Below are 21,681 nucleotides of genomic sequence, written 5' to 3' on the forward strand. Positions count from 1 at the left end.
GAATAGGAAACAGAAATTAGCTTAAATTCTGGAGTTTAAAACAATCGGCCACTTTGTCCGGGGAAATTTCTTTTCAGGTGCTTATACGCGGCTTCAGTGGCTTCACGGCCTCTTGAGGTCCGCATCAGGAAGCCTTCCTGGATGAGGAACGGCTCATACACTTCCTCTATGGTACCTTCGTCATCGCCGACGGCTGTGGCAATGGTCTTCAGTCCCACAGGGCCACCTTTAAACTTATCAATGATGGTGGTCAGGATCTTGTTGTCCATTTCGTCCAATCCGTGTTCATCAACGTTCAGCGCATTCAATGCATAACGGGCAATTTCCGTATCTATCTGTCCTGTACCTTTAATTTGTGCAAAATCCCGGGTCCTGCGCAATAGCGCATTGGCAATACGGGGGGTACCTCGGCTACGGCGCGCAATTTCATAGGCACCTTCATCGGTAATTGGTGTTTTTAAGATTTCAGACGACCTTAAAACAATTGTAGTCAGTAATTTTGCATCGTAATAGGCCAGCCTGGAATTGATGCCAAACCTGGCCCTGAGCGGGGCGGTAAGTAAACCCGATCGGGTGGTAGCGCCTACCAGGGTGAAAGGGTTTAACGAAATCTGTACCGAGCGGGCATTGGGTCCACTCTCCAGCATAATGTCTATTTTAAAGTCCTCCATTGCAGAATAGAGGTATTCTTCAACCAAAGGACTTAAACGGTGGATTTCATCTATAAAAAGGATGTCACCTTCATCCAGGCCGGTTAAAAGTCCGGCCAGGTCGCCAGGCTTATCCAATACCGGGCCGGAGGTCACCTTTATGCCCACATTCATTTCATTGGCAATGATGAGCGACAGGGTGGTTTTTCCCAGTCCGGGAGGGCCATGCAGCAGAACGTGATCTAAGGGTTCGCCACGTAATTTGGCAGCCTTCACAAAGATCTTCAGGTTCTCCATCACCTTTTCCTGCCCCGTAAAATCTTCAAAAGCCTGCGGCCGCAATACTTTTTCTATATCGCGTTCAACAGGTGAAAGATTTTCTGCAGATGGATCAAGATTTTCGTTCATGCGGTAAAGTTAAATAAATGCCTTGGATTTATCCGCTATCGGGCAAATTTGGCAGCAACAACTGCTTCTTTTACACCATTTGCATAGTTGTAAAAACCCTCGCCCGATTTGATTCCCTTGTTACCGGCCATGACCATATTTACCAATAAAGGGCATGGTGCATATTTAGGGTTGCCAAAGCCGTCCTGCAATACACGTAATATGGCCAGGCAAACATCCAGTCCAATAAAATCTGCCAGTTGCAAAGGCCCCATAGGGTGGGCCATACCGAGTTTCATTACGGTATCAATTTCTTCTACACCTGCAACATTTTCGTACAGGGAACAAATGGCCTCATTGATCATAGGCATTAATATCCTGTTGGCGATAAAGCCAGGGTAATCGTTTACCTCTACCGGAACTTTGGCCAGTTTTTTGGAAAGCTCCATCACTGTTTCTGTCGTTGCATCGCTGGTAGCATAACCCCTGATCACTTCCACCAGCTTCATTACCGGTACCGGGTTCATAAAATGCATCCCGATGACTTTATCGCCGCGACCGGTTACCGATGCGATCTGGGTGATAGAAATGGAGGAGGTGTTGCTGGCCAGGATGGCTCCCGGTTTGGCAAATGCATCCAGGTCCCTAAATATTTTAAGCTTAAGCTCCAGGTTTTCTGTAGCGGCTTCGACAATAAGATCTGACTGGGCCACGCCGGTTTTCATATCTGTTAGCGTGGTAATGTTGGCCAGTGTAGCTGATTTTTCTGCCTCGCTAAGCGTTCCTTTGTTCAGCTGCCTGTCCAGGTTTTTTTCAATCGTGCTGAGTGCCTTTTTCAGCGCTTCATCGTTAATGTCGATTAAATTTACCTGGTAGCCAAATTGCGCAAAAGTATGCGCAATGCCATTGCCCATGGTGCCTGAGCCAATTACTGCGATGTTCTTCATTTATTTTTTATGATGTTAGTTCATGTTTATGGTGCTAATCTATTTATAATCCACGAACCATCCACCAGATCATATACAATTCTGTCGTGCAGCCTGCTCGGACGGCCTTGCCAGAACTCCAGGTGGCTGGGCTCAATAAGGTACCCTCCCCAATGCAGGGGATGCGGGATTTCCTGCCCCGCATAGGTTTTGCTGAGCTCTTCTACTTTGTCTTCCAGCAATTGACGATTTTCCAGTACCCTGCTTTGTGCTGAGGCCATGGCACCAATCTGACTGCCGACCGGCCTTGAATGAAAATAATCGGCCGAGGTTTGGGTATCGACCTTGCTTACCAGGCCTTCAATACGCACCTGGCGCTCCAGCTCGGGCCAGAAAAATACCAGTGCAGCTTGTGGGTTTTCCAGCAGGTCCTGACCTTTTTTACTCTCATAATTGGTATAAAAAACAAAACCATTTTCATCATAACCTTTCAGCAGCACAATTCTTGCTGTAGGCTTTCCAAACCTGTCGGCTGTTGCCAGCGTCATTACATTCGGTTCATACAACAGCGCATCTACAGCAGCATTAAACCACTTTCCAAATTGTGCCATTGGGTTTTGATCAACATCCTGTTCTGTAAGCCGGGCAGAACGGTATTCCTGCCTCAGGTCGTGTAAATTGTTTTTGTTAAGCTCCATGCACAAAAATAGGTTTTAGTTTATTTAATTTTATCCTTAAATTTCCAAAATGATAAGCAGATTACAGCCCGCTTTGGGCAGGTTATTAATTTCTGAACCATTTTTAATGGACCCTAACTTCAAGCGTGCCGTTGTGCTCATTACAGACCACCAGGATGAAGGTACGGTAGGCTTTATCCTGAACCAGTGCAGTACATTATTGCTTAAGGATGTGGTACCTGAACTTGAGGAAGCCAGCTTTCCTGTTTACTTTGGCGGACCGGTAGAAACGGACACCATACATTTCATCCACAGGTGTTACGATAAGATTGGTGATGGGCAGGAGGTAGCCAAAGGGATATACTGGGGCGGTAATTTTGAAACCTTAAAGGCACTCATCCGAAACGACAGCATCAGCGAAGACGAGATCAAATTTTTTATTGGTTATTCAGGCTGGGGAAATGATCAGCTCAAAAGGGAAATGAAAGAAAACACCTGGATCGTGTCAGACGATTTCCATCCCGATGTAGTTTTCTCCGGTAACGAAGAAAACCTTTGGCGTGAGGTGATCATTAACCTGGGGCCTAAATATGCCCATGTGAGCAATTTTCCCCAGGATCCAAATCTCAATTGAGCTATTTTTCCATTTCAGCCGCACTCTCTTCTACTTTTTTGCGCAACTCATCTTTATAAGCCTGCATTTTTTCAGCAAGTGAAGTATCGGCAGTGGAAAGGATTTGTACTGCGAGTAAACCAGCATTTTTTGCTGCATTTAAAGCTACGGTGGCCACAGGGATCCCATTTGGCATTTGCAGAATGGAAAGTATAGAGTCCCAGCCATCAATAGAATTTGAAGATTTAACCGGCACACCTATTACAGGTAAAGTGGTAATGGAAGCTACCATTCCAGGCAAATGGGCTGCACCACCGGCTCCGGCAATAATTACCTTTAAACCACGCGAAGCAGCATTTTTAGCATATTCAAACATCCTTTCTGGTGTGCGGTGTGCAGAGACCACGGTTATCTCAAATTCAACACCAAATTCCCTGAATATATCTGCAGCATCGTTCATCACAGGAAGATCTGATTTACTGCCCATGATGATACCTGCTTTGATGTGCTTTTGCTCGTTCTTATCGTTCATAATGCTCTCTTTAATGCTTATAATGCTCTCTTTATAACGCGCTATAACGCGCCTTTTATGAAATAACTTTTAGTGTGTTTTTAACGTAGTTGGCCTTTTGTATTGCACTGTCTCGATTTTGGTCTACTACGGTAATGTGACCCATTTTACGGAAAGGCTTAGTGTATTTTTTACCATAAAGGTGTACGTAAACCCCGTCTATCGCCATGATTTTTTCCAGTCCCTGGTATTTGGCCACTCCGTTGTGGTTTTTTTCGCCCAGGAGGTTGATCATTACTGCATTGCTGATGGAACGTGTATCACCTAGGGGCAGGTTAAAAATCGCTCTCAAATGTTGATTAAACTGTGAAACATAGTTGCCCTCGATGGTTTGGTGGCCGCTGTTATGGGGTCTTGGGGCCAGCTCATTTACCAGGAGCTCACCATCTCGGGTGACAAACATCTCCACGGCCAGCAGGCCAGTAATATTGAGTGGGGAGGCGATGTTTCTGGCAATTACTTCGGCCTTGTTTTGCAGCGACTCAGGATAGGTAGATGGTGAGATGAGGAACTCCACCAGGTTGGCCTCAGGGTTAAATTCCATTTCCACCATCGGAAAAGTCTTCATGTCGCCATTTGGGTTCCTGCACACAATCACCGCCACTTCCTTCTCAAAATCAATCATTTCCTCGATCAGGCAGGGGGCATCGAATGACTGCTCTATTTCGGCCACATTGCTGATCTTCATCACACCTTTGCCATCATAGCCGTCCCTGCGCTGTTTCAGGATGTAAGGGAAGGCAAAATTGCTGTTGCGGATGTCGTCCCGGGTGTTTACCAGCTGGAAAGGTGCCGTAGGTATATTGTTTTCTTTAAAAAACTGTTTCTGTATGCCTTTGTCCTGGATCAGGCGGATCACCCTTGACTGTGGAAAAACCTGTTTTCCTTCTTTTTCTAATTGTTCCAGTGCTTCAATATTAACCTTTTCTATTTCGATGGTAATGATGTCTGCTTTTTTGCCGAAATTGTATACCGTATCGAAATCGGTAATAGAGCCGCATTCAAAGTAATTTGCAAGATGTTTACAGGGAGCATCGGTATCCGGATCCAAAACCAGGGTTGTAAGGTTGTAATTGACGCCTTCCTGTATCAGCATTCTGCCGAGTTGTCCGCCACCAAGTATCCCCAATTTTAAATCACTTATTTGTTTTGCCATATCTATTGAAAAAGTTATGCTTATTTTGCACAAAAATAACAATATAAACGGATTGATGGATGCAGATGCTATAATTATTGGTGCAGGGGCTTGTGGTTTGATGTGTGCAGTGCAGGCAGGTTATCTTGGTAAAAAGGTGATACTGTTGGAAAAAAACGACCAGCCAGGGGCTAAAATCCTGATTTCGGGTGGTGGCAGGTGCAATTATACCAATATCTTTGCCGGCGATGAGCAGTTCATATCGGCCAATAAACATTTTGTTAAGTCGGCATTTACACAATGGACAGTAGCCGATACCATCAGTTTTTTTGAAACTTATGGCATCTATGGGAAAGAGAAAACCCTGGGGCAGCTTTTTCCGGATGGGAAAAATGCAAAGGATGTAGTAGCCGTATTTACTTCACTTTGTGCCGATTTTGGACAGCGATTGATTTGCGGTGCGCAGGTAATGGACATTATTGTAGATGAAGGTTCTTTTACAGTGAAATATGAAATTGGCGGTAAAACAAAAACACTGAAAGCACCTAAACTCGTTATGGCCAGTGGCGGTCTGCCCATTCCTAAAATGGGGGCGACCGATTTTGCCTTGCGTTTTGCGCGGGGCCTGGGACTTAACATTGTAGAAACGGCCCCTGCTCTTGTGCCGCTTACCATAACCGGAAAGGATGAGGACTGGTATGCCCGGCTGTCGGGGAACAGCGTTTTTTGCCGTGTAAGTAATGATCGTATTGCTTTTGAAGAAAACATCCTTTTTACCCATTGGGGCTTAAGTGGTCCGGCCATTTTGCAGATCTCATCGTACTGGAAAAGAGGAGAGGTATTCAACATAGACCTGCTGCCCGGTCAGCAGATGGGTTCGCTGATTGAAGCGGAGCGTAAACAAAACGGAAAAACGCTGCTGTCTACTTTGTTTAACCGCCATTTTACACGGAAATTTACCGATGCTCTTGCTAAATTTCTACCCGTTGAAAAGCAGGTGGCAGTTTTAACAAAGGCTGAACTGGAAAACATTGAACAAATTATACATGAGTTCAAGGTGAAACCTGCGGGAGATAAGGGCTACGATAAGGCAGAGGTGATGAGAGGGGGGGTAGATACAGCGGAATTGTCCTCAAAGACATTGGAATGCCGGAGAATTCCGGGTTTGTTTTTTGGCGGGGAATGTCTGGACGTGACCGGCTGGCTTGGGGGCTACAACTTTCAATGGGCCTGGGCAAGTGGGTTCGTTATTGCCCAGAATTTATAAGCTGAATAAACTGAATTTTTCTTTTTTAAGAGATGTCTGCTTAATGTGCGTTGGGGATGCATTTGGACTGCGTTCGGGATGCGCCCTAATTTGAACAGGTATTAAGCAAGTGTTAGGTATGGGTTGATTATGGCCTTGGGTATGTCAACCCCTAATCAACCCTTACTCAAGACCTAACCAAGGGTTAACGAACCTAAGGCGCATCTCTAACGTGCCCCGTTATTATTATAGCTGCATCTGCATACGAGGTGCTCTCTGGAGAGAAATTAGTCTTTTATTTTAGATAACTGTAGCGAAATTAGTGTTTTACACGTATAATGATTAAACCAAATTTAAACAGATGAAAAAGAATTCGACCTTATTTTTAATTATTGCTGTTTTAATGTTAAATGCAACTTCGTGTAAAAAGAATAACAAGCCATCTGCTGAGGGCAAAGAGCTGATATTGACCGAAAGAGAGCAGCAAAAGGCAGAAGCTGATAATGCTTTTACCTTTAAGTTATTTAAAGAAACGCTGTCTAAACCTTTGGCTGGTAAAAACCTGATGTTGTCACCTTTAAGTGTAAGTATGGCCCTGGGTATGACCAGTAACGGAAGTAACGGTACAACCTTGGAGTCCATCAGAAATACCATGGAATTTAAGGGTTTTACGGAGACGGAACTGAACAGCTATTACCATAAAATAATCACTGAATTGCCTCAGCTCGATCCTAAAGCTTCGTTGAAAATTGCCAATTCCATCTGGTGTAGAAATACGTTTAGCCCGTTACCCGCTTTTCTTAAAGTGAATGCAGATAATTATAATGCAGCAGTTGAGGGACTTGACTTTTCAAATCCAGCTGCAAAAGACAAAATTAATAATTGGGTAAACACCAGCACGAACGGAAAAATCCCGACTATAATTGAGTCCATCGGGCCTAGTATCGTGATGTACCTGATCAATGCAGTTTATTTTAAAAGCGAGTGGAAATATAAGTTTGATAAGAACCGTACTGCAAAATCTGATTTTAGTCTGGGCGATGGCAGTAAGATTCAGACCGACTTTATGGTGGCAAAGGCCGATGTTAATTATTTAAGCTCTGCAGATGCAGTTCTTTATGAACTTCCTTATGGGAATGAAAAATACAGCATGGTAATTGCCCTGCCCGCCGCCAATACCGGTATAAATGAACTCGCAATCTCAATTACAACAACAAAATGGAAGAACTGGATGACGGGTTTAAGAAAAATCGGTGCGGAAATAAAGATGCCAAAATTTAAATTTAGCTATGAATCTAAATTAAATGATCCATTGATAAACCTGGGCATGGGGATAGCTTTTGGTAAAAACGGTTCTGCAGATTTCAGCAGAATTAGTGCTGGGGGAGGTCTGCAAATAGACGAGGTGAAACATAAAACCTTTATTGAAGTTAATGAAAGCGGGACAGAAGCTGCTGCCGTTACTTCTGTAGGTATTGAACTTACTTCGGCACCAGGAGTAGCAACTCCGATCCTTATCGACCGCCCATTTGTATTTGCCATCCGCGAAATGAAAACAGGTCTGATCTTATTTACCGGTATCATCAATAACCCCTTATTAGATAAATAAGGGGTTATTGATTTTTATTCGCAGTTGGGAATGCTGTAGGTCCAGGTTTCAGCAATGCCCGTTGGGAAGGTATAGACCATACCTTTGCCGGTTTCGAACCAAAGTTTACCCCGCACTTTTTCGCGGTTACCGATCTCGTTCATGGACAAGCTGTCAAAAATACGACCGTTGATCATCACATATTTGATTTTTTCTGAGTTTCTAATGTCATCCAACGGGTTACTGTCCATCACCACAAGGTCGGCCAGCTTTCCGACCTCCAGTGAGCCGATTTCTTTGTCCATGCCCAGGTAGGCTGCTCCGTTCAGGGTGGCACAGCGAATGGCCTGCAGGGGTGTCATTCCACCCTGTACCAGCATCCACAGTTCCCAGTGTGCACCCAGCCCCTGTATTTGCCCGTGTGCGCCTAAATTCACTTTTGTACCACCGTCAGCTATTTGTTTTACCGTTTTGGCTACTTCTATGTGGCCGTAATCGCCATATTCGGAGGTGGTCCTTCTTCTGGCGCGGGGATCTACGATAGAGCGGGGAGTAAAAGCCATTAAACGCTCATTTTCCCATACGTTGGTACGGTCGTACCAATAATTTTCCCCCCATTGACTACCGTAACTGACAATAAGTGTAGGGGTGTAAGCTACTTCAGATTTATTCCAAAGGGTGGTTACATCCTTAAAAACTGGCGCTACGGGTATGCTGTGTTCAATGCCGGTATGGCCATCGGCCACCATGTTCATGTTGGTGTAAAAGGTAGATCCTCCTTCGGGTACCACCAGCATTTTCAGTTGTCTTGCGGCCTCAAGGATCTGCTGGCGCTGATCCCGGCGGGGTTGATTGTAAGATTTAACAGAAAAAGCACCTACGGCTTTTAACCTACGCAAGTGCGACAAGGCGTCATCAAGACTATTGATGACCACTTTGAAATCGCCATCAGCACCATAGAGTATGGAACCGGTGGAATATAAACGCGGACCTGTAAGCCGGCCAGCCCTGATCATTTCCGATTGGCTGAACACCATTTCGGTATTGCTGGACGGGTCGTGTGCAGTAGTTACCCCAAAGGCCAGGTTGGCCAGGTACGACCAGTCCTGTTGTGGGCTGATGCCATCCGGACTGGTACGCAGATGTGCATGCACATCTATCATTCCGGGCATAATGGTTTTACCGGCGACATCAATTATCCTGGTATTTGCCGGAATGGGAAGGTTTTTGCCGATAGATACAATTTTATTGTTTTCTATCAGGATATCTCCATTCTCTATTACTTCATCGCCTTTCATGCTAATGATGCGGGCACCGGTAAGGGCAGTAAGTCCGCTTGGGACATCAGTTTTTAATTTTAAACCTATGGACAGGCCTGTACTGTCGGGCTGCTGAATGCCTTGCGCTGATCCATCCGTAAAGTTAAAAGCAGTTTTGATGTCCCTGCTGAAATACTGCTCGCCCAGGGTCCAGAACAGTTTGTTACTATCTTGGCTCCAGTGGATATAGGTCCCGGCATCTTTGGTGATGCGGGTAAGCGGAATGGCCTTATTGGTTGATGAAAGCTCCAATGCGGCTCCAGCAGTAACCATTGGTGTTACATAAACATTAAATAATTCGGTAAAGGCCATCCATTTGCCATCAGGGCTAGGTGCAAACTGGGTGGCGTAGGTTGAGGTGTAATGGGTACGTTCGTTGGCCCCGTTCAGGTCTATACTTTTGAATGCTTTTTTTGCACCTTCAGAAGACTGAAAATAGATCCGGGTATCATCAGTGTTGAATTCCGGCCTGATGCCGCTTTCGGAAATCAGTGTTTTTGGCCCGCCGTTAACCGGCATAGTAAAAATACCCGTTCCCCGGCCATAGGCATAGCCTAGTACATCGTTTCCAATGCCTTTGCGGAATACGATCTTGTCGCCCTTGTTTGAAAATGAAGGTGAATAATAAAAGCCCTTTTCTTCAGTAAGTGTTACTGTTTTTCCCGATTTGAGGTCGGTCTTTTTTATTGCACCCTTGAACTCATCACTCCATGTGGCGTAAATTATCGATTTTCCGTCGTTGCTGATGGCCGGCTCAAACTCAAAATCAATCCCCTTGCTGATTCTTTCAGGCATACCATTTGGCAGGTCTTTTTTGTAAAGGAAGCCTGCGGCATTAAAGACCACAAATTTACCGTCAGCAGAAGTGGTCAGCTGGCGGATCATTTTTACGGTAAAATCGGTGTTAAATACTTGCTGCGGGAAATGCAGTGCCTGTTGTATGGTTTGCAGGCTGGTTACATGAAAAGGGATGTTATTGGTGAAAAGCGAATTCAGGTCGATTTTTTTGATCTTTCCACGTGCGTAAAAGACAATGCTTTTGCCATCGGGTGTCCATGCAAAATTGGGGTATACCCCAAAGATGGCCCAGGTTTCCTGCTGGTCGTGCGAGAGGTCTTCATATATAGGCCATTCCTCTGCGGTTTGCAGGTTTTGTAGTACCAGAACCGACTTTAAGCGGATGCGCTTTACATAAGCCATCATTTTACCATCGGGCGATACCTGTGGCCTTACCGCACCCCCGGGCTGGGCGATAAGGCTGATAGTTTTTCCGGTAATCAGATCGAGCTGCCTGATGGCATAGATCATTCCGTTGGGATCTTTGCTGTATTCAAAATTAGGGCCCGGCGACATGTCCTCGCTATAATAAAGGTACCTGCCGTTTGGCGAAACATTTGGTTCGCCTGCATCCTGCTGGTCATTTTTTCGTTTGGTCAGTTGTACACCTTCGCCCCCATAAATGCTGTACATCCACATTTCTCCGGCACCAAGAGAACGGGTGCCGGTAAAGTGTTTACGGGCAATCAGGTATTCGCTGTTTGGCATCCATGTGGCATTGTTCAGCAGTCGGAAGGTCTCTTTGGTCACCTGCCTTTTGCCCGAACCATCGCGGTTCATGATCCAGATGTTATCTGCGCCGCTTTTATCGCTGGTATAGGAAATGTATTTGCCATTCGGGCTAAAACGGGGTTGTATGTCCCAGGCAATTCCGCCACTTAACAGCACTGCGGCACCCCCGGTAATGGGCATGGTATAGATATCGCCCAGCAGGTCGAATACAATATCCTTTCCATCTGAACTTACATCCAGGTTCATCCAGGTGCCTTCATCCGTATTTAAGGTAAAGGATTTGGTATTTCCATGGTATTTCTCAATATCCCATTTTGGGGTCATACCGTTTGTCTGTGCTGCCGGGGCCGTTGTGCGCGTTTGTGCAAAAGAAGATTGAAGTATGAATAAAAGAACTGTTAGTAAAGATAGTGTTCTCATATAGCCTGTATTGGAATTTAGGTCGCAATTTAGTAATATCAGTTCATTTTTATAGTTTTGAGCTGCAACCTTTTTATGAACGAGACGGAGATATTAAAACGTTACTGGGGATATGATGGCTTCAGGCCCTTGCAGGATGAGATCATCAGATCGGTTTTAAACGGGAACGATACATTGGCGCTTTTGCCCACCGGGGGAGGGAAGTCCATCTGCTTTCAGGTGCCAGCATTGGTTAAAGAGGGGATATGCATTGTGATATCACCCCTGGTGGCTTTGATGAAAGACCAGGTGGAGGGACTGAAGGCAAAAGGTATTGAAGCCGTAGCTATTTACGCCGGGATGGGCAAGCGCGAGATTGACATATTGCTGGACAATTGCATTTATGGCAAGATCAAATTCCTCTACCTCTCGCCGGAGAGGTTATTGTCGGAGCTGGTGCGCGTGCGCATTTCTTACATGAATGTGAGCCTGATTGCGGTGGATGAGGCGCATTGTATTTCGCAATGGGGCTATGATTTCAGGCCCCCTTACCTGAAAGTAAGTGAGATCAGGGAAATCCATCCGGATGTGCCTGTTCTGGCCCTTACTGCTACGGCCACCCATTTTGTGCGGGAAGATATAGTAGAGAAACTGAAATTTAAAACACCTCAGGTATTTGTTCAGAGTTTTGCCCGTAAAAACCTGAGCTATGTGGTGTTGGATGATGAAGATAAATACAAAAGGCTGATCAGTGTAGCAACCAATGTAAAAGGAAGTGGTCTTGTGTATGTACGAAACCGGAGAGAAACGGCAGAAGTTGCAGCCTTTTTAAACAGGAACCGGATTGCTGCCGATTTTTATCATGCAGGCCTGGAAAAAGAAGAACGGTTTAGAAAGCAGGAAGACTGGAAACGTAACCGGATAAGGGTAATGGTAGCCACCAATGCATTTGGGATGGGCATAGATAAACCCGATGTACGTTTTGTGGTACACCTGGATTTACCTGAGAGTCTGGAAGCCTACTACCAGGAAGCCGGAAGGGCCGGCCGGGATGAAAAACGTTCGTATACTATATTACTGGCCAACAAATCGGATGAACTTTCACTGAAAGCAAGGTATGCCGACAGTTTTCCTGATGTGGAGGAGATCAAAAAGGTATACCATTACCTGGGCAATTATTTCCAGCTGGCTTATGGTGCGGGCGAAGGTTTGAGTTTTAGCTTCGATCTGGCCGATTTTTGTAAGCGTTTTAATAGCGGGGTGATGAAGAGCATGGCTGCGTTGAAGTTTTTAGAGCACGATGGTTACCTGACTTTATCGGAGAATATATTCCTGCCTTCCCGGCTGATGTTCATTGTTGGCAATGAAGATGTTTATCGTTTCCAGATCGAAAATGCGGGGTATGATCCCCTAATCAAGACTATATTAAGGTCGTACGGTGGATCTTTCGACCAATACGTAAAGATCAGCGAAACTGAGATTGCCGGGAAGCTGAGAATATCTTATAACGATGTGATCAGGATGCTGAATAACCTGCAGGAGCAGGGCATGTTGTCTTATTTACCGCAATCAGATCAGCCCCAGCTGCAATATATCCGTCCGCGCCTCGATTTTACACATATGGACATCGACATAAAATACATCGCACAGCGCAAACAGATCCAGCAGGACCAGATCAGTGCCGTGCTGGCTTATGCCGGTAAAAAGATATGCAGGAGCATTCAGCTGCTGGCCTATTTTGATGAACCCGGAGCAGATAAGTGTGGGATTTGTGATGTTTGCCTGGCTGAAAAAAAAGCCGATGATGCCGAGGTGCTGGATGATAAAATAGATTTTGAAATTGTAACACTTTTGCAAAGTGAGCCGCAGGTATTGGATGTGTTGGTGACGACCATAAGTGCCGGCACAGAAAACGAAAGACTGGAACGCATCCGCATCCTGCTGGATGCAGGGAAAATTAAAACAGATGGCAAAAATTATTACCTTTAAACCCATGAAAAGAACATCCATTATCGCCCTTTTTATCCCGTTTTTATTTATGGGATGCGAAAACAAATGTATTGAAGACTCTGGTAACCATGTAAGCAGGGCAATAACCCTGAAAAACTTTGATAAAATAAAGGTGGAGGGGGCCATTAAACTGGTCATGACACAAGACAGCAGTTATAAAGTGCAGGTCGAGGCCGATTCAAATATCATTACCTACGTTAAAGCCGATGTTTCTGGTGCTGAATTGAGGTTGAAGTTGGATTACGACCGGTATTGCGGAACGGACTCTATAATTATACATGCCGGTATAGGGGAACTGAAAGGTTTGCAGCTGGACGGTGCAGTTAAAGTAATGGGCGAAGGCCGGATTTATGCCGCTGATGTAGATCTTTCTTTTTCCGGAGCATCTGATGTACGACTGGATTTAAGTGCAGCTAAAGTAACGACAAAAGTAGATGGAGTTGGTAAAATTGCTTTGAGCGGACAAGCGGGAACGCATGACCTGAAAATTAAAGGTACCGCAAAGGTGAATGCCTTTGATTTTATTGTGGGCGTTTACAATATTGACACCGAGGGTACAGGGAAAGCAGAAATCAATGTGCTGAATGAACTTAAGGTGAAAACTTCAGGATCAAGCGAGATCTATTATAAAGGAAATCCTAAGAAGGTGGATGAGAAAAAATCAGGTGCAACCAAACTGGAAAAAGTAAATTGAAACTAAAGAACGACAAAAAGGTCATCCGGTCGTGGGCATTTTTCGACTGGGCCAACTCTGCTTACAACTTAGTCATCACCTCAACCATTTTTCCGGCTTATTATACCATCATTACAACTACCCAGGAGCATGGGGATAAGGTTAGTTTTTTCGGACGGACATTTACCAATACCGCATTATCTAATTATGCGCTTTCGGTGGCCTATCTCATTATGGTTATTTTACTGCCCATACTTTCATCGATAGCCGATTACAGGGGCAATAAGAAGATCTTTATGAAGCTGTTTACCTATATGGGCGGGCTGGCCTGTATAGGACTGTATTTTTTTAAACTGAACACCCTGGAATTCGGGATAATCTGTTTTGCCATAGCAGCGATGGGCTATGTTGGTGGGGTAATGTTCAATAACTCTTATTTACCTGAAATTGCTACCCCAGATCAGCAGGATACGGTAAGTGCGAAGGGCTATGCTTATGGCTACGTGGGGAGCGTACTTTTGCAGATCATTTGTTTTGTGTTTGTATTGAGACCCGAACTTTTCGGAATTACAGATCTTTCTTTTCCGCCAAGGTTGTCATTTTTACTGGTAGGCTTATGGTGGATCGGTTTTGCGCAAATCCCTTTCAGAAAGCTGCCGGCTGGCAGTCCCAATTATGCTACTATCAATAAGAAAGTGATCAATAGCGGTTTTCAGGAACTTGCCAAAGTTTGGAAACAATTAAAGCACATGAAGTTCCTTAAAAGGTTCTTACCTGCCTTCTTTTTCTATTCAATGGGTGTACAAACCATTATGCTGGCTGCTGCCGGTTTTGGCGAGAAGACACTGCACCTGGGCACGGCAAAACTGATTGCCGTGATCCTCATTATACAGCTGGTGGCTATAGCCGGGGCTGTACTGATGTCGCGGTTTGCAAAAAAGAAGGGAAATGTAAGGGTATTGATCTTTGTGGTGTTCATCTGGATTGGAACGTGTATATGTGCTTATTTTGTAACCAATGAGTACCAGTTTTTTGGCCTGGCCGCAGTTGTAGGCTTAATTATGGGAGGGATACAGTCGCTTTCCCGCTCTACTTATTCGAAATATCTGCCGGAGAATACACCGGATACTGCTTCTTATTTCAGCTTTTACGATGTGACCGAGAAACTGGCCATAGTAATAGGGCTGTTCAGTTTTGCCTATATAGAAGAGGCGACCGGCAGCATGCGCAACTCAATTATTGCTTTGGCATCATTTTTCGTGATAGGTTTGGTATTTTTGCTGCCGCTTAGAAAGGTTGAATCGAAATGAAGATAGAATTATTTGTGCCGTGTTTTGTTGATCAGCTATATCCCGAAACTGCATTCAATACCGTTAAATTACTGGAAAAGGCAGGATGTGAAGTGTTTTACAATACTGCGCAGACCTGCTGCGGACAGCCTGCTTATAATGCAGGATACTGGGAGCAGGCCAAAGAAACAGGTATCAAGTTTTTAAACGATTTCTCTGAGACAGATTATATTGTAGCCCCTTCTGCTTCCTGTGTAGGAATGGTGAAAGGGGGCTTTAACGATCTGTTTACCAATACCATTGTTCACAATAAATGCAGGAATATCCAGGCAAACATATTTGAGCTTTCAGATTTTTTGGTGAACGTGCTGAAGAAGGATTATTTTGGTGCTGAGTTGGATGGTAAGGCTGTTTACCACGATTCCTGCAGCGGTTTGCGTGAATGTAAGATCAAAGAGGAGCCCCGGCTGCTGCTTTCCAAAGTTCATGGACTGGAAATGGTAGAGATGAAAGATACAGATATGTGCTGTGGTTTTGGCGGGACTTTCGCTGTGAAGTTTGATGCCATCTCCTCAGCTATGGCGCAGCAAAAGGTGAACAATGCCCTTGAACAGGGGGCTGAGTACGTTATTTCGACGGATCTTTCCTGCCTGATGCACCTGCAGGGATATATTGACAAAAATAATATCCCTTTAAAAACCATGCATTTAGCCGATGTTTTGGCCAATGGCTGGCTTGAAAGTACAGAATATTAATTATCTTTGCATCCGAAAATAAAATCACATTGTAAGTGATTGTTTTATAATTTTTTATTAAACTTAAATCATAGTTGTAGATGATTAACATTACACTCCCTGACGGATCCGTTCGCCAGTATGAAAAGGGCACAACCGCCCACCAGATTGCCTTATCTATTTCAGAGGGCCTCGCAAGAAATGTTTTAGCTGCCGAAGTAAACGGCGAAGTATGGGATTCTTCAAGACCTATTGAGACTGATGCTGCGGTAAAATTGCTGACCTGGAACGATCAGGCCGGTAAATCTACCTTTTGGCATTCCTCCGCACACATTATGGCTGAAGCCCTGGAAGTTTTGTATCCCGGAACAAAATTCGGGATAGGCCCCGCTATTGAAACCGGTTTCTACTACGATGTTGATTTTGGCGACAGGGAATTTTCTTCGGATGATTTTAAGGCCATTGAAAACAAGATGTTTGAACTGGCCAAACAAAAAGAAGTCTTTGAGCGTAAGGCCATCAGTAAGGCCGATGCCATTAAATATTTTGAAGAAAAAGGTGACGAGTACAAGCTTGACCTTTTGGAAGGCCTGGAGGATGGAAAGATCACCTTTTATACACAAGGTGAGTTTACAGATCTTTGTCGCGGTCCGCATATACCGAATACTGGCTTTGTGAAGGCTGTAAAGCTGATGAATGTAGCAGGTGCTTATTGGCGCGGTGATGAGACCAGGAAACAGCTGACACGTATTTATGGGGTTACTTTCCCTAAAGCCAGTGAGCTGACTGAGTATCTTCACATGATTGAGGAGGCAAAGAAAAGGGATCACCGTAAGCTGGGTAAAGAGCTGGAACTGTTCGCTTTTTCGGAAAAAGTTGGTATGGGCCTGCCATTGTGGCTGCCCAAAGGCGCTGCCTTGCGCGAGCGTCTGGTCCAGTTTTTAACCAAGGCACAGGCTAAAGCCGGCTATGAGCAGGTAGTTACCCCGCATATCGGGCATAAAAACTTATACATCACTTCCGGCCATTACGAGAAATATGGCAAGGATGCATTCCAGCCGATAAAGACACCACAGGAAGGAGAGGAGTTTTTCCTGAAGCCAATGAATTGTCCGCATCATTGTGAGATCTATAAAACCAAGCCGCGGTCTTATAAAGACCTGCCTTTGCGTTTTGCTGAATTTGGTACAGTTTACCGTTATGAGCAAAGCGGGGAATTGCACGGTTTAACACGGGTAAGGGGCTTTACTCAGGATGATGCACATTTGTTCTGCAGACCGGACCAGGTGAAGGAAGAATTCAAAAAGGTGATAGATTTGGTGCTGTATGTATTTAAATCGCTTGGATTTGAAGATTATGTGGCTCAGGTCTCATTGAGAGATCCTGAAAACAAAGCCAAATACATAGGCAGCGACGAGAACTGGAGACTTGCTGAGTCAGCAATTATAGAAGCTGCTGATGAAAAAGGATTGCCTACTGTTGTGGAATATGGTGAGGCTGCATTTTACGGGCCTAAGTTGGATTTCATGGTAAAAGATGCTTTGGGCAGAAAATGGCAGCTGGGGACTATTCAGGTAGATTACAATTTGCCTGAGCGTTTTGAGCTGGAATATACCGGAAGTGATAACCAGAAACACAGACCGGTGATGATTCACCGTGCTCCCTTTGGCTCACTGGAGCGTTTTATTGCTGTGCTGATTGAACATTGTGCCGGAAACTTCCCTTTATGGCTTTCTCCTGAACAGTTCATCATTCTTCCGATCTCGGAAAAGTATGAAGATTATGCAAAAAAAGTTTCAGATGAATTAAATAATTCCGATATTCGCGGGCTGATTGACTTCCGGGATGAGAAGATTGGAAGAAAAATCAGAGATGCAGAGGTTAAAAAAATACCTTATATGCTGATTATTGGAGAGAAAGAGATGGCAGAAGGTAAGGCCTCAGTAAGAAAGCATGGTGAAGGTGATTTAGGTGAAATGACCCTGCAGGAATTTAGCGAATTATTAATTAAAGAAATAACAGTTTAAATAAGATACAAATTTGGCATTAGGCAGACCAGGATTTAACAGGGGACCACGTCCTCCTTTTAAGAAAAAAGAAGCAGAACATAATATTAATCAGTTTATCAGGGCACAAGAGGTGAGATTAGCTGGGGATAATGTTGAACCGGGGATCTATCCTTTGGCAAAAGCTTTGGCCATTGCTGACGAACTGGAACTGGATCTTGTAGAGATCTCTCCAAATGCAGTGCCACCGGTTTGTAGGATTATTGATTACAGTAAGTTTGTTTACGAGCAGAAGAAAAAGCAGAAGGAGATCAAAGCAAATGCGAAGCAGACTGTAATTAAGGAGATTCGTTTCGGACCTAACACCAATGATCATGATTTTCAGTTTAAACTGAAACATGCCATTAGTTTCCTGGAGAATGGAGAAAAGGTTAGGGCTTATGTTCACTTTAAAGGCCGTGCGATTGTTTACAAGGAGCAAGGAGAAATCCTGTTGCTGAAGTTTGCACAGGCATTGGAAGATTACGGTAAAGTGGAACTGTTACCTAAGCTGGAAGGTAAGCGTATGTTTTTAACGCTGGCTCCAAAAGTTGCTAAGAAATAATATAAATTACATAAATAAAAACAGGTTATGCCAAAAATGAAAACCAATTCCAGTGCTAAAAAGCGTTTTTCGCTTACTGGAACAGGTAAAATCGCAAGGAAGAATGCCTACAAAAGCCACATCTTGACAAAGATGTCGACTAAACGTAAGCGTAACTTAGGACACACTTCAATGGTGTCAGACGCTGATATGGGCAACGTTAAACGTATGCTTTGCATCGGTAAATAATTAATTTTTTAACCAGGTATCCGGTAGTAAGTTTGCTGTAATACGCAACACCGTTTATCAAAAACAACAAAAACATGCCACGTTCGGTAAACGCAGTAGCTTCGAGAAGAAGAAGGAAAAAGGTCTTAAATTTAGCCAAAGGCTATTGGGGATCAAGAAGCAAGGTTTTCACCATTGCTAAAAATACGGTAGAAAAAGGTTTGCAGTATGCATACCGCGACCGTAAAGTTAAGAAAAGAGAATTCCGCGGATTGTGGATTCAGCGTATCAATGCTGGTGCACGTCAGCACGGTATATCTTACTCTCAGTTAATTGGTAAGTTAGCCGCCAAAAACATTGGTTTGAACCGTAAGGTTCTGGCGGATTTAGCGATGAACCATCCAGAAGCTTTTAAAGCTGTAATTGATACAGTAAAATAGATATAACGGATTGTATAAAAGAAAAAAGGAGCTATTGCTCCTTTTTTTTTGCCTTTATATTTTTTGCTCAGATGCTGATGTGTTGTCCTGCTTTGAGGATACTTTCTTTGTCAACAATGCTCATTTTAGGGATTTTTCCCAATATTTTTGCTTTGCTGTACTGACTGATGTAGGCTTCGCTTTCCGGATTTGCCGTGCCGTTAAAGATCAGGCCCTCAACCGGGATGTGGTTCGTTTTTAGGACTTCCAGGGTAAGCAGGGTATGGTTGATACTGCCAAGGTAGTTTTGCGATACAACGATCACCTTAGCTTCGAGGCTTTTAATTAAGTCGAGTATCAACCCGGTGTCGTTAAGCGGGACCATCAGCCCCCCTGCTCCTTCGATAATCAGGCTATTGCTGGTTATGGGTTTCTGCAGGGCATTGATGTCAATTTCTACCCCGTCTAAGCGTGCAGACAAATGGGGGGAGAGCGGTTGTCCAAGCCGATATTTCTCAGGATGAACAATAGTCTTTGTATTACTGACGAGATGTTTGATGAACAGGCTGTCGCTGATCTCGAGATCACCGGATTGTATAGGTTTCCAGTAGTCTGCTTGTAGTTTTTCCGTCAGCACTGCGCTAACAACTGTTTTGCCGATGCCAGTGCCAATGCCGGTTACGAAATAGGTATTGCTCATGCGTTGTATGTTTTTATAAGTTCTTTGACCAGGGTTTGTATTTCTGTTTCTGTATTAAAGGCATGCAGACAGATCCTTAACCTTTCTTTTCCTTCTGCCACCGTAGGACTTAAGATGGCCCTCACATCGAGCCCCTTTTCCTGAAGCGTTGCTGCCGCTTTTTTTGCACTATTGCTATCGGGATAAATTACGGTATGTATGGCACTTGTGCTGGGAGTTTTATTCATTGCCACCTCACTGATCAGGTTTTGGTAGCAGGCTATTTTTTCTTTTATCAATGGGGTATAATCTGTTTGTTCCAGTAGTTGGTATGCCGATTTGATATTGGCTATGGCATGGAGGGGTGCAGCGGTAGTGTAGATAAATGACCGTGCAAAATTGATAAGGTAAGTCCTTAGGTTTTTGCTGCCCAAAACGACTGCCCCATGGCAGCCGAGTGCCTTTCCAAAGGTGATTACGCGTGCAAATACTTCATTTTCCAGACCGAGCTGTTGTACCAGTCCGGCACCATGTTTCCCGTATATACCCAATGCATGAGCTTCATCTACGATCAGGTTGGCCTGGTAGGTTTTGCAGAGTTTACTGATTTCAGCAAGAGGCGCGGTATCGCCGTCCATAGAAAATACACTTTCTGTAACTACATAGCTGTTGCCCTTTGCAAGCTTTAACTTGCTCTGGAGGCTATCCATGTCGTTATGTTTAAAAGTATAGCGGTTTGCATTACTGAGCCGGGCGCCGTCTATCAGGCTGGCATGTATGAGCTCGTCAGCAATGATGGCATCTCCACGCTGTGCCAGGCTTGAAAGCAGGCCAAGGTTAGCATCATAACCAGAATTGAAGAGGAGCGCCGCCGGAGCCAGGTGAAAAGCGGCAATGTGTTGTTCGGTTTCCTCTGTAAACCAGTGATTTCCGCTGAGCAGGCGCGAGCCTGCAGAACCGTTTTGGTATGCAGGAATCAGGTCCAGGGCCTGTTCCGTTTTTATCTTTAATTCGGCTGATCTGGCAAAGCCTAGGTAGTCGTTAGAGGAGAAATCAGACTGGAATATTGCTGAAGAGAGTTTCCTCAAAATGCCTTTTTCAGCCCTTTGCTGTAATTTATCCTTTATGAATTCCTCTGCCTTGTTCATTAATTTTTGTTAAGCTGCGAGATGGATTTCTGCATCTGGGCCATCATGGCGCTTAATGTTTCTATAGTTGGCTCTGGGGTTGGTTCTGGCAGTGCTGTTGAGATATAGGCTTTGGCTTTCCAGATTTCAAGGATATCATCGGCCGAAACGGTGTATGGATCGTAGACTTTATTATCAGAAATCAGTTTCAGTTCTTTGTTTTCCTTAAAGCGGTTGCCAGCCCTTTTGTAAACAACACCTTCGGCGCGACTGATGATGATATAGGTTTCGCCTGTTTTTACATCGTTCCAGTTGTCGAGGTACTCTGCTACAATGATGCTTCCCGGCTGAATCGGCAGCATAGAATCACCCACGATTTCGAACGCCCTGAAGGTACCTTGCTTTAAAAAGGGCAGGGGCAGCTGAAATTTAGGCAGATCCTTGATGTACTGAGGATCTGAAAAGCCATTGAGGTAACCCGCGCTTGCTTTCACCGGTACCATTTCAATGTTCTCATTGTCATCTTTGTCAACCGATATACTTAAAATCCGCAGGTTTGAGCCTTGGCTTTTAGGTTTTGGTTTCCAGTTGTCATTGATGTTTTCGTTTAGAAATTCATCTATGGTGAGGTCAAAATATTCTGCTATTCTTTTTAGTAATTCGTACTTAGGCTCGGCACGATCTTCCTCGTAGGCTCCGATTAAAGAACGCTTAATCTGCATAGCATCAGCAAATTGCTGTTGGGTTTGCCCTCTTTTCTTTCTTAGGTACTTAAGGTTGGATGAAATATTTGACATAAAAAAAGTTTAAAATAAATTTGTTTTTGCTAATATTGTTAGTATTATTGTGCCAA

At 44.3% G+C, this 21,681-nt stretch carries 20 protein-coding genes; 11 read left to right on the forward strand and 9 right to left on the reverse strand.

Going from position 1 to position 21,681, the window contains the following annotated elements; translation table 11 throughout:
* Positions 1-35: 35 nt before the first annotated feature.
* From ruvB to pdxH, 3 genes are read right to left on the reverse strand one after another with little or no spacing between them, the layout of a single operon-like run.
* Positions 36-1,058, reverse strand: coding sequence for a Holliday junction branch migration DNA helicase RuvB (gene ruvB / locus B9A91_RS18215; RefSeq protein WP_084240458.1), 1,023 nt, complete (start codon positions 1,056-1,058; stop codon positions 36-38).
* Positions 1,059-1,093: 35 nt separating this feature from the next.
* Positions 1,094-1,984 carry a 3-hydroxyacyl-CoA dehydrogenase family protein gene (locus B9A91_RS18220; RefSeq protein WP_084240459.1) on the reverse strand — a complete coding sequence of 297 codons (891 nt, stop codon included), beginning with the start codon at positions 1,982-1,984 and terminating at the stop codon, positions 1,094-1,096.
* 26 nt (positions 1,985-2,010) lie between these two features.
* Positions 2,011-2,661, reverse strand: a complete 651-nt coding sequence (gene pdxH, locus B9A91_RS18225) for a pyridoxamine 5'-phosphate oxidase (protein WP_084240460.1) — start codon at positions 2,659-2,661, stop codon at positions 2,011-2,013.
* A 49-nt stretch (positions 2,662-2,710) separates the two neighbouring features.
* Between pdxH and B9A91_RS18230 the strand changes: the two genes are divergently transcribed.
* Positions 2,711-3,274 carry a YqgE/AlgH family protein gene (locus B9A91_RS18230; RefSeq protein WP_084240461.1) on the forward strand — a complete coding sequence of 188 codons (564 nt, stop codon included), beginning with the start codon at positions 2,711-2,713 and terminating at the stop codon, positions 3,272-3,274.
* Position 3,275: 1 nt separating this feature from the next.
* Here B9A91_RS18230 and purE read toward each other — a convergent pair whose 3' ends face one another.
* Both purE and B9A91_RS18240 read right to left on the reverse strand, forming a co-directional pair.
* Positions 3,276-3,785: a 5-(carboxyamino)imidazole ribonucleotide mutase gene (purE, locus tag B9A91_RS18235; protein WP_084240462.1), complete on the reverse strand. Its 510-nt coding sequence runs from the start codon at positions 3,783-3,785 to the stop codon at positions 3,276-3,278.
* Between the two features lie 55 nt (positions 3,786-3,840).
* Positions 3,841-4,980: a 5-(carboxyamino)imidazole ribonucleotide synthase gene (locus tag B9A91_RS18240; RefSeq protein ID WP_084240463.1), complete on the reverse strand. Its 1,140-nt coding sequence runs from the start codon at positions 4,978-4,980 to the stop codon at positions 3,841-3,843.
* A 16-nt stretch (positions 4,981-4,996) separates the two neighbouring features.
* On the opposite strand from B9A91_RS18240, the gene B9A91_RS18245 reads away from it, so the two are divergent.
* Entirely contained in the window at positions 4,997-6,226 is a 1,230-nt protein-coding gene (locus tag B9A91_RS18245; RefSeq protein WP_235012598.1) for a BaiN/RdsA family NAD(P)/FAD-dependent oxidoreductase, read from the forward strand.
* A 340-nt stretch (positions 6,227-6,566) separates the two neighbouring features.
* The gene (locus tag B9A91_RS18250) at positions 6,567-7,814 is read left to right on the forward strand and encodes a serpin family protein (RefSeq protein ID WP_084240464.1); all 1,248 of its coding nucleotides are present in this window, start codon (positions 6,567-6,569) and stop codon (positions 7,812-7,814) included.
* Positions 7,815-7,828: 14 nt separating this feature from the next.
* Here the strand turns inward: B9A91_RS18250 and B9A91_RS18255 are convergent, their stop codons facing one another.
* Entirely contained in the window at positions 7,829-11,101 is a 3,273-nt protein-coding gene (locus B9A91_RS18255; protein ID WP_084240465.1) for an amidohydrolase family protein, read from the reverse strand.
* Between the two features lie 75 nt (positions 11,102-11,176).
* Here B9A91_RS18255 and B9A91_RS18260 point away from each other — a divergent pair, with 75 nt between their 5' ends.
* The 8 genes from B9A91_RS18260 to rplT all read left to right on the forward strand — a co-directional run bounded on the left by B9A91_RS18260 (position 11,177) and on the right by rplT (position 19,043).
* Positions 11,177-13,069 carry a RecQ family ATP-dependent DNA helicase gene (locus B9A91_RS18260; RefSeq protein ID WP_084240466.1) on the forward strand — a complete coding sequence of 631 codons (1,893 nt, stop codon included), beginning with the start codon at positions 11,177-11,179 and terminating at the stop codon, positions 13,067-13,069.
* A gap of 4 nt (positions 13,070-13,073) precedes the next feature.
* Entirely contained in the window at positions 13,074-13,784 is a 711-nt protein-coding gene (locus B9A91_RS18265; RefSeq protein WP_084240768.1) for a head GIN domain-containing protein, read from the forward strand.
* Entirely contained in the window at positions 13,781-15,073 is a 1,293-nt protein-coding gene (locus B9A91_RS18270) for an MFS transporter (RefSeq protein ID WP_084240467.1), read from the forward strand. Before B9A91_RS18265 ends, B9A91_RS18270 begins: the two co-directional genes overlap by 4 nt.
* Positions 15,070-15,807, forward strand: coding sequence for a (Fe-S)-binding protein (locus B9A91_RS18275; RefSeq protein WP_084240468.1), 738 nt, complete (start codon positions 15,070-15,072; stop codon positions 15,805-15,807). Before B9A91_RS18270 ends, B9A91_RS18275 begins: the two co-directional genes overlap by 4 nt.
* 80 nt (positions 15,808-15,887) lie before the next feature.
* Positions 15,888-17,813, forward strand: a complete 1,926-nt coding sequence (thrS, locus tag B9A91_RS18280) for a threonine--tRNA ligase (protein WP_084240469.1) — start codon at positions 15,888-15,890, stop codon at positions 17,811-17,813.
* 13 nt (positions 17,814-17,826) lie between these two features.
* On the forward strand, positions 17,827-18,396 hold the full coding sequence (gene infC, locus B9A91_RS18285; protein WP_084240470.1) for a translation initiation factor IF-3: 570 nt from the start codon (positions 17,827-17,829) through the stop codon (positions 18,394-18,396).
* A gap of 27 nt (positions 18,397-18,423) precedes the next feature.
* Entirely contained in the window at positions 18,424-18,624 is a 201-nt protein-coding gene (gene rpmI, locus B9A91_RS18290; protein WP_084240471.1) for a 50S ribosomal protein L35, read from the forward strand.
* 74 nt (positions 18,625-18,698) lie between these two features.
* The gene (gene rplT, locus B9A91_RS18295) at positions 18,699-19,043 is read left to right on the forward strand and encodes a 50S ribosomal protein L20 (RefSeq protein WP_015807731.1); all 345 of its coding nucleotides are present in this window, start codon (positions 18,699-18,701) and stop codon (positions 19,041-19,043) included.
* 67 nt (positions 19,044-19,110) lie between these two features.
* On the opposite strand, the gene bioD is transcribed toward rplT, so the two are convergent.
* The 3 genes from bioD to B9A91_RS18310 are packed head-to-tail and all read right to left on the reverse strand — an operon-like array spanning position 19,111 to position 21,625.
* On the reverse strand, positions 19,111-19,722 hold the full coding sequence (bioD, locus tag B9A91_RS18300) for a dethiobiotin synthase (RefSeq protein ID WP_084240472.1): 612 nt from the start codon (positions 19,720-19,722) through the stop codon (positions 19,111-19,113).
* Positions 19,719-20,849 carry an aminotransferase class I/II-fold pyridoxal phosphate-dependent enzyme gene (locus B9A91_RS18305; RefSeq protein ID WP_084240473.1) on the reverse strand — a complete coding sequence of 377 codons (1,131 nt, stop codon included), beginning with the start codon at positions 20,847-20,849 and terminating at the stop codon, positions 19,719-19,721. The genes bioD and B9A91_RS18305 overlap by 4 nt, the downstream gene beginning before the upstream one ends.
* Positions 20,849-21,625, reverse strand: a complete 777-nt coding sequence (locus B9A91_RS18310) for an XRE family transcriptional regulator (protein ID WP_084240474.1) — start codon at positions 21,623-21,625, stop codon at positions 20,849-20,851. Before B9A91_RS18310 ends, B9A91_RS18305 begins: the two co-directional genes overlap by 1 nt.
* Between the last annotated feature and the right edge of the window lie 56 nt (positions 21,626-21,681).

The sequence above is a fragment of the Pedobacter africanus genome (assembly GCF_900176535.1).
GTDB lineage: Bacteria > Bacteroidota > Bacteroidia > Sphingobacteriales > Sphingobacteriaceae > Pedobacter > Pedobacter africanus.